The sequence below is a fragment of the Methanoculleus sp. MH98A genome, assembly GCF_000691865.1.
Classification (GTDB): domain Archaea; phylum Halobacteriota; class Methanomicrobia; order Methanomicrobiales; family Methanoculleaceae; genus Methanoculleus.
Genome location: NZ_JMIO01000044.1, coordinates 1 through 8,560 on the forward strand (window position 1 = coordinate 1; position 8,560 = coordinate 8,560).

The window sequence follows — 8,560 nt, forward strand, 5'->3', positions numbered from 1 at the left end:
TGACTATTTGGAATTGTAACGTTCATGGCATACAACATACGCCTGAGCACAGTCTGGTCGAATAGATCTCCCCTGACCAGACTAAGAGGTGTAGCGCTTACTCCCGGTCGAACCGCATCCCTGTCTTCGTGGTGATCGGTGTCGGAGGCAGTCCGAAAAATCCGGCAACGATGTTCTGTATTCCTCTCAAAGATGCGAAATATCCCGAAATCTTCCCGAGCGTCTTTGAAAAAATATGTCCGGGATCCCGGCAAGACCTTCTTCTGGCGGGACGGGATGCTGAAGTAACCCACCCCACCCAGCACCCCGCCGCTCACGATCGACTGGCGTACCCACTCTACGGGCTCACAGAGGAGGAGATCGCAATCGTGGAGGGAGCGGCCTGACGTTCCGGGTCAGGGGTTTTATCACGTGATGAAAGGGGGATTCCTCCCCCGGGCAGAGCGGGACGCCGCTGCAACCTCAGCCGGAAGCCGTCCCGGCCATATCCCGGAGATGCTGCATAATCCGGTCTTTGTTCCCCGGCAGGTTTGAGAACTGCTTATCGCAGACATCGCTGAACTTCGCGAGGGCCTTGCGGTTGACCTCCTCCTGATCCTCGAATACGCCGACCGAGACGAAGGGCCGCCCCCACTTCTCGAACTGCAGGATGTTTATCGTCGCGTCACGGACCCGGTCGTCGTTCGCGAGCGCAAAGATGTAGATCGGCCTCTGCATGCCGTTGATCCTGCAGTCAACGGTGTATTTCCCTTCCGGATCATGCTCGGGATCGTGCCAGTCAAACTCCCTGCGCCCCTCAGGGACAGCCTCCTCGATGAGCGCACGGAGATCCTCCAGGAACGTGGAGTAAACGCGCGATCTCGACAGATACGTAAGATCCGATATCCGGATCAGCGCCTGGATGAAACTCCAGAGGGCATCCCCAAACCGGTCGCCCGTGATGCGGATAGCGAGTTCGCCCCGGTTGTTCTCCAGCCCGAACCGGGACAGCACACTCGCGATCACCTTCTGGCGGGTTCCCCGCTCTAACTCCCTTGCGTCGATCGAGTAGGTCAGGTGCATGAGGGTATGCCCCTCATCCGTCAGCGTCCAGGCGCCGTCCTCATCCTTCAGGACGATTGCGAGGTTATCCCCATCGTCAAAGACAAACGGTGTGAAGACCCGATACCGGTTGATACCCTCCGGGCGGAGATGGATCTGGCTGCAGACCTTCCTCCGAAACTCCTCTTCGATTGCCTCGATTGCCATTGGTTATATCCCCCAGTCGGTAAGATCCTTCGTGGTTACCGCTGAACCCTCAAACCCGCAGTCGTTGAACATGCTCTTCAGCGCGCCGTGGTGATCCGAGTACCGGTCTGTCGGAACCGCATACCCATCCTCGTTCCAGCCCGCGGTCTGGTAGCGCTCTGTTGCAGTATGGATGTGGAAATCATAAAACTTCTCCTGCTCAAGCCTGTTCGTGTGTTCGTGACTTTTCCCGTTATATCGGCGTAGCCGGAACACCTGGTTTGTGTTTGGAATGATATAGCCGAGGATCACGGAGAAGTCCAGCGAATTGAATAGACTTTGCCGGAATATCAACCTGAACCGGGATTGATTCGCACCCTCTATACCGATCTCGTACTCCTTATGGCCGCCCTTCTCTTTAGGGCGAAATCTCCTGGAGAAATCTCCCGGCAGCGGCTTGGCCTCTCTGAGTAACGCATCGATCTCATCATCAGTGAGCCGCAAATTCATTCAGGTAGCCTCCACCGGAGTACTATTTCATTTCAATAATTCTACGGTCGCCGGGAAGAAAGATAACTATTTCCATAATCACGGGTGTGAGGACCGTCCTCCGCATATGGAGAGCTGCTCGCCTCCCTCGGTCTGAATGAGCGGCAGATTGCTGCCGTACACTACCTGAAGAGAGGGTCCTATCTCAAACCAGGTGTACCAGCAACTCAATAATGCGAAGAAGGCGACCGCAACGCGAGATCTTAAGGTGATGGTTCAAACCGGCATTTTCCGTAAAGAGGGGACGGCAGGAGCGGGCGTGTGCTACTCGCTGAGGTATGCAACGTAAGAGGGATCGTCAGATTGCGCTAAGGGATCGAAATGAATCACAATTGGCTCATAATGGGCTCATCCATGGTTGCAGGGAATGCTCGAAACCAGAGCAAGTGCATCCAATCTCCTAAAACTACCATTATAGCCGTGTTGTAATGGGCTCACGGCTCCCGCCGACTGCAGCCGGTATGCCTGTGCCGTACTCCTGGCAGACCGGAGACCAAACGGCAGGGCGAAGACGCACTGTCCGTCTACCTCACATTCCTCCGGCGGGGTGTAACAATGCACCGGAAACATCGTATGGAACAGTGACTCATCCAGTCTCTCTGGGCTCACCCCCGCCGAGCACCCTCACGATCACCGCCACAACCCCGCCGGCCCCGGCGCCGATGGCCCGTCCGGGTCCCGAAGGCCCGCTCCGCCCTCTACCGGACAACCCTACAGCCCCAGGTCGGAGAGCCCGGGATGATCGTCGGGGCGCCGCCCCAGCGGCCAGCGGTACTTCCGCTCTCCTTCAGTGATCGGCAGATCGTTGATGCTGGCATGACGAATGCGCATCAGGCCCTGCTGGTCGAACTCCCAGTTCTCGTTCCCATACGAGCGGAACCAGTTCCCCGAGTCATCATGCCATTCATATGCAAACCGGACCGCGATCCGCGCCTCGTGAAACGCCCAGACCTCTTTTATCAGGCGGTAATCGAGTTCTTTCGCCCACTTCCGCTGCAGAAACGCGACGATCTCCTCGCGGCCGTTCACGAACTCCGCCCGGTTGCGCCAGACACTGTCGACGCTGTACGCGAGCGACACCCTCGCGGGATCCCGGGAGTTCCAGGCATCCTCGGCCATACGAACTTTCTGTGCCGCCGTTTCGTACGTGAACGGCGGCAGCGGGGGACGACTCTCCTCAGCCATGCGGGTATCCCGTTCCGCGGTGCTGATAAAGGTATGGTCGCGGGAGGGCATGACTATTGAACCCAGGGCGACCGAACCAGGTTCGGGATGACTGTCTGAAGGAGCCCTGAATCCGAAAAAATCTAGCACAAAATCGAAAAACGCCCCGGCCGGGACTTGAACCCGGGTCAAAAGCTCCGCAGGCTTCTAGGATATCCACTACCCTACCGGGACACGAGAATATGTGTCTTACCCCTAACAACTAGGTCGTCCAGGTTAAAAAGGATTGCTCGCCGGGCGATCGGAACGCCACGGCAAAGACCGCAGATGCCGGAGTTCGGCCGGCAAAAATCCGTCCGACGGTGAGGGCCGTGGGGCCTAAATGCCCCCCGCGCGCATCTTTATATCCACCTTCGCCTCGTTCCCGGAGAGCTCGATCAGGTAATCCCCGAACTTGCCCACGAAGATTCGCTTGTCGGTCGCCGTGCCGAAACCTTTTCCGAACCCGTCCTCGGCCACAATCTCGCCGGACTCACGCTCCCTGACGATCACCGTAAACCATGAATCCTCGCTCGGGTAGGTCTGCTTGACGACTATGTCCTTTTTCTTACCGTAGTCACTCGTGGTGTGCTTCTCCCGCGTGACCATCTTCGGCTCCACATCGAACTCAATGATGAGCGGGGGCGCGGTCAGGTCGAAGGAGTAGGCGTCTCTCGGGTGAGCGGGACTGAACTCTATTGTCTTGTCGTAGAGCGTCACGTAGGGGTCCTGCGTCGGCGGGACCTCCGTCGGCCTGCTGAGCGTGGGGCCGGCCATACCGTTGGTTGCAGTCGGATACGGGGTTGCCGGGGTCAGGTATCCGGGGTCGTCCTCTCCGCCCTCTTCCGGCGAAAGGTCCCCGGACCAGCCCGGATCGCTAGCCGCCGGCATCTCCGCGCACCCGGCGGATGCGAGGACCAGGATCATCACCGCAGCTGCAAAGAGCGATTTATACACCTTGCTCATCGTAGAGGGATTATCCAGGGGGATATTTATGTTTTTACTCTTGCATATTCGAAGAAATATTTTATTCGATAGTTATTAACCGGCAGAAAATGTCGTTGGAAGCCGGCCGGTTTCACGGCATGATCTCTGAAGATGCGTGACCGGAGCGGAGAAAGAGAGCCGCCGACATTCCCGGGAGAAGCCAATCATGCACTCCGGGCGGGGGAACCTTTTTATCGGCACTCGTATCTCTACCGCTCGGTCGATGACAGCACCGGAGCGGCATGAGGTACAGCACAGGGACGCCGGGACGTTTATTCGGGGCGGCATGAGCGCAAAAACCCGGCATGGCACCCCGGAAAACGGCGCGGCGCTCTGGGCCCTCCTGGGCCTGACCGCCATCGGTGCCCTGCTGCGGTTCTACAACCTCGCCGGCAACTCGCTCTGGCTCGACGAGGCTGCGACCCTCTCGTTTGCCCGGCAGTCGCTTGCCGGCATCTGGGAGAGCACGGCCGGCGGAGAGTTCAACCCGCCGCTCTTCTACTGGCTGGAGCACGGGATGCTCGTCTTCGGGGAGAGCGAGTTCGTGCTCCGGTTCCTCCCCGCGCTCCTCGGCGTCCTGACGATCCCGGTCGTGTACCTCATCGGGAAGGAGTTCCGGGACAGAAACGTCGGGCTCATCGCCGCCGCCCTCCTCGCGTTCTCGCCCTTTCACATATTCTACTCCCAGGAGGCCCGGGCGTACACCCCCATGCTCTTCTTCTTCTCCCTCGCCCTGCTCTCCTACGTGCGGGCGAGCAGATCGAACGAGACCCGCTCCTGGGTCCTCTTCGGCATCTTCTCCGCTGTCGCGTTCTGGATGCACTTCTATGCCGTCGTGCCGGTCGCCGTCCTCGTTCTCCACGCCCTGGTCGTCCGCGCCGGGGAGATCCGAAAAGACGCCAGGAACGCGAGGGGTCCTGCCCTCGGGCTCGCTGCCTTCGTCGTTGCCGCCCTCCCTCTGCTCATCGTGACTGTGAACCTCTTTCTCGCGAGAACGTCGTCCGCCCCGACGTTCGGCATACAGGGGCTCGACGTCGTCTACCAGACCCTTCTCGAGGCATCGGGACACAGCATCGCCGTCCTGGTTCCCTTCCTCCTTCTCTTCCTGGTGGGCGTCATCTTCACCTGGCGCGAGGACAGGAACGGAGCGCTCCTCCTCGTCTTCATGATCTTCGTCCCGCTGGCGGCGAGCCTCGTCCTCTCCTCGAGGATGCCGATGATCCCGCGCTACCTCATCTACCTCCTTCCGGTCTACTTCATCGGGATCGCATCGGCGTACCCCGCGCTCCGTGCCCTCGTGCGGGAGAGGTGGGCGGTCGCTATCTTCATCGCCGCGGCAATCCTCGTCAGCGCCCCGTTTCTCTCCACCTACTACACGACACCGCAGAAGAACGACTGGCGGGGTTTCTCCGCTGAACTCGGCGGGATGACCGGGGAAGGGGATCTCGTCGTCGTGCTGCCGTCCTACACGGCGCTTCCGCTCGACTACTACTACAGCAACGCGACCGACGGAACCATCGAACTCGCGGCGACGACCGGCGACGACCTTGAGGCTATCCGCGGCCGGTATCCCGACCGGCGCGCGTTCTACGTCGTGACCGACGATATCTTTGCCGCGAACCCCGGCGAGGATGCACTGGACTGGCTTGACGAGAACGCGCAGTTTGCCGGGCAGCAAACGACGATCTATCTCTTCAGGTCGGCCTAGGGGAAAAAATCATGGCCGAACCCTGTGATCTTTCGGTGATCATCCCGACCTTCAACGAGGAGGAGAACATCGCCGCGATCATCGATGCTGTCGACGGGGTTCTGTCGCAAAACGGCATCCGCGGCGAAGTTCTGGTGGTGGACGACGACTCGAAGGACCGCACGATCCCGATCGTCCGGGAGATCGCCGGCCGGCGGGAGAACGTGCGCCTGGTCGTGCGGAGAGAGGATCACGGCCTCTCGCAGTCGGTCGTCGAGGGATTCCGGTCGGCGCGCTCGGATATCCTGCAGGTCATCGACGCCGACTTCTCGCACCCGCCCGAGCTCATCCCCCTGTTCTACGAAGCGATACGGGGCGGCGCGGATATCGCGATCGGGAGCAGGTACACGAAGGGCGGGGATATCGAGGCGTGGCCGCTTGCGCGGAGGGTCATATCGCTTGGGGCCACCGCGTTCGGGCGGATCCTCTTCCCCGAGGTCACCGATCCCGTGAGCGGGTTCTTTGCCGTGCGGCGCGAGGTCGTCGACGGCGCCCCGCTGGCGCCGCGTGGCTACAAGATCCTGATGGAGGTGCTCGGCAAAGGCCGGTGGCGAACGTTCGTCGAGATACCGTTCGTCTTCAAAGACCGCGAGGAGGGGGCGAGCAAACTCCGGGCCGGCACGATGGTCGACTACCTCCGGCAGTGCGGCGGGATCGTCCGGTTCTCCGTCACGCGCCGGACAGGATCGGTATGGGCCGAGTGGAACAAGGTCGTCCGGTTCGGGCTTGTCGGGCTCTCCGGGATCTTCGTCAACATGGGCCTCCTCTACGCCCTGACCGAGATTGCCGGCCTCTACTACCTCGTCTCGGCGGCAATCGCGATCGAGGTCTCGATCGTGAACAACTTCGTCTTAAACGACGTCTGGACGTTTCGGTCGATAGAAAACCTGAAGTTCAAGCGGAAGTTTTCGCGGTTCGGATCGTTTCAGGCGGTCTCGATGGGCGGGCTCGCCATCAACATGGCCATCCTCTACCTCCTCGTGGATATTGCCGGGGCCTACTACCTCGTCGCGAACCTTGCAGGAATACTCATCGCGTTTGCCTGGAACTATGCGATAAACAGGCATTACACGTGGGTAAGGGGCTGATGACGGTCTTCCCGGAAAAAGGGGCATCCTCCCTTTGGAACAAAAAACGTGGTTTGCAGTCGACGGGCGTCCGGGTATCCACTCATGAAGAGTAGGCCCGGATGACGCCCCGGTAGACATCCACTGCCTTCTCGAGCTGCTCAACGCCGACCCGCTCGTCCACCGCGTGCAGCGTCGGGATCTCCCCCGGCCCGTACTCCAGAACATCGAACCCCCTGTCGCGGAGGTACTTCGCGTCGCTTGCGGCCCACTGGAGGAACGGGGCTGCCGTCCCGTAGACCCGCTCCACCTCGCGACAGACCGTCCGGACAATCCGGGCGTCCGGGGGCGTCAGGGTCGGTTCGGCCACGTCCGTCTCGCGTATCACGGCGTCCGGGGCGTGTTCGGCGATGCCCTTCTTGAGGCTCTCGAGGGAGCAGCCCCACGGCACCCGGATGTCGAGTTCCATCCGGCACTGCTCCGCCACGATGTTCGCCTTCTCGCCGCCCTCGATGCGTCCGGGGTTGAACATCACCCGGGTCAGGATCTCATCCCCTCCCTCGATCCCGAAGATCTCGGAAAAGACCCGGGCACCCTCCTGATAAGCGGCTGCAGGTCTTCGCCGACGGGGAACGGGCGGGCGTGAACCTCTTGGAGGTAGCCGAGGAGGTCGAACGCCGCCATGACGGCGCTCTTCCCGACCAGGGGGTAGAGGGAACTGTGGCCCGGTTTGCCGCGGAAGGAGAGGTCGATCCGGTAGAGGCCTTTCTGGCCGATCGCCGGGCTGGTCGCCGGCGTCGGTTCGGCGATCAGGCACTCCCGGGGTTCGAGCAGGTCCTGGGCGAGCAGCGACCGGATGCCGCATTCCCCGCCGGTCTCCTCGTCGCAGACGAAGGCGAACTGGACCTTCGGCTCCACACCGCTCTCGATGAGGTCGCGGTAGGCGGCGAGGAGGGCGGCGCATCCCCCTTTCATATCGGTGGCGCCTCTCCCCCAGACGTAGCCGCCGGCAATCTCCCCGCTGTAGGGATCGTGCGTCCAGTCGTCGGGGATGGCGGGAACCACGTCGACGTGGCCGCAGAGGAGGAGCCGGGGGTCGGGTTTTATCGTGACGAGGTTGTCCCGGCCGCCGGGATGCGAGATAATACGGTTCTTCACCCCGAGGGAGTCAAGGAACTCCCCGATGAACGCGATGACATCCGCCGTGCTCCCCGGGGGATTCTCGCTCCTGATCCGGACGAGCGATGAAGCGAGTCGGGCGACATCCATGGAGTGATCCCCTTATGCCGACCTGCTCTGGACGTACTCGTCGAAGAGCCGGGCGAGCGACGAGGTGTTGTAGAGCAGTTTGATGAACTTCGGGTCGAAGAACTCGTCGATGAACGTCGAGAGATACTCGGCCGGGAGCGGTCTTCTGTCATCGGGGTTGAGCATGATGCGGAAACTCTGGTAATGGGCGGGGTCGTCGCGGTCGTAGATCCCGGTCCAGAGCATCGGAAGTTTCTCAAACCTGTCCGGGTGCTTTTCTTTGAGCCAGTTGATGAATCCGGGGAAGTGTTCGCGGTCGCCGACCTTCTCCTCGTCCAGGCGCCACCGCATATACTCCATGCTCATGATGTTCTTGGGCGACATGAGGTTGTAAGCGAGAATGCCGATGGTATAGTCGATGTGAGCGATAGCATCGGTGAAGTAAAAGCGCAGGACCGGGTGAAACTCATCCGGGCTCTCCAGGATCAGCGATTTACCATACAGTTTCTGCATGACGCGGACATACACGTTC

The 8,560-nt window shown here is 60.7% G+C and carries 9 protein-coding genes and 1 tRNA gene; 2 read left to right on the plus strand and 8 right to left on the minus strand.

Translation table 11 applies throughout. The features are described from left to right. Window positions 1-462 precede the first annotated feature (462 nt). From EI28_RS07080 to EI28_RS07100, 5 genes are all read right to left on the minus strand, one after another. The gene (locus EI28_RS07080) at window positions 463-1,248 is read right to left on the minus strand and encodes a DUF1828 domain-containing protein (RefSeq protein WP_048113832.1); all 786 of its coding nucleotides are present in this window, start codon (window positions 1,246-1,248) and stop codon (window positions 463-465) included. 3 nt (window positions 1,249-1,251) lie between these two features. Further along, window positions 1,252-1,737: a hypothetical protein gene (locus EI28_RS13170; protein ID WP_052379696.1), complete on the minus strand. Its 486-nt coding sequence runs from the start codon at window positions 1,735-1,737 to the stop codon at window positions 1,252-1,254. A gap of 750 nt (window positions 1,738-2,487) precedes the next feature. Beyond that, complete coding sequence (locus EI28_RS07090) at window positions 2,488-2,961, minus strand: nuclear transport factor 2 family protein (RefSeq protein ID WP_048113844.1); 474 nt, start codon at window positions 2,959-2,961, stop codon at window positions 2,488-2,490. A 141-nt stretch (window positions 2,962-3,102) separates the two neighbouring features. Then, window positions 3,103-3,174, minus strand: a tRNA-Arg gene (locus EI28_RS07095). Between the two features lie 144 nt (window positions 3,175-3,318). Then, window positions 3,319-3,945 (minus strand): hypothetical protein, encoded by a 627-nt coding sequence (locus tag EI28_RS07100; protein WP_048113834.1) that lies wholly within the window; start codon window positions 3,943-3,945, stop codon window positions 3,319-3,321. Window positions 3,946-4,189: 244 nt separating this feature from the next. Between EI28_RS07100 and EI28_RS07105 the strand changes: the two genes are divergently transcribed. Continuing rightward, window positions 4,190-5,674 carry a glycosyltransferase family 39 protein gene (locus EI28_RS07105; protein ID WP_231476637.1) on the plus strand — a complete coding sequence of 495 codons (1,485 nt, stop codon included), beginning with the start codon at window positions 4,190-4,192 and terminating at the stop codon, window positions 5,672-5,674. Between the two features lie 11 nt (window positions 5,675-5,685). Then, window positions 5,686-6,801: a glycosyltransferase family 2 protein gene (locus tag EI28_RS07110; protein ID WP_048113838.1), complete on the plus strand. Its 1,116-nt coding sequence runs from the start codon at window positions 5,686-5,688 to the stop codon at window positions 6,799-6,801. 82 nt (window positions 6,802-6,883) lie between these two features. Here EI28_RS07110 and EI28_RS15470 read toward each other — a convergent pair whose 3' ends face one another. The 3 genes from EI28_RS15470 to EI28_RS07120 all read right to left on the minus strand — a co-directional run. Then, entirely contained in the window at window positions 6,884-7,312 is a 429-nt protein-coding gene (locus EI28_RS15470; protein WP_369792267.1) for a M20/M25/M40 family metallo-hydrolase, read from the minus strand. Window positions 7,313-7,320: 8 nt separating this feature from the next. Continuing rightward, window positions 7,321-8,049: a M20 family metallopeptidase gene (locus EI28_RS15475; protein WP_369792268.1), complete on the minus strand. Its 729-nt coding sequence runs from the start codon at window positions 8,047-8,049 to the stop codon at window positions 7,321-7,323. A gap of 12 nt (window positions 8,050-8,061) precedes the next feature. Continuing rightward, the coding region (locus EI28_RS07120; protein WP_369792269.1) for a hypothetical protein at window positions 8,062-8,560 on the minus strand (499 nt) is incomplete at its 5' end.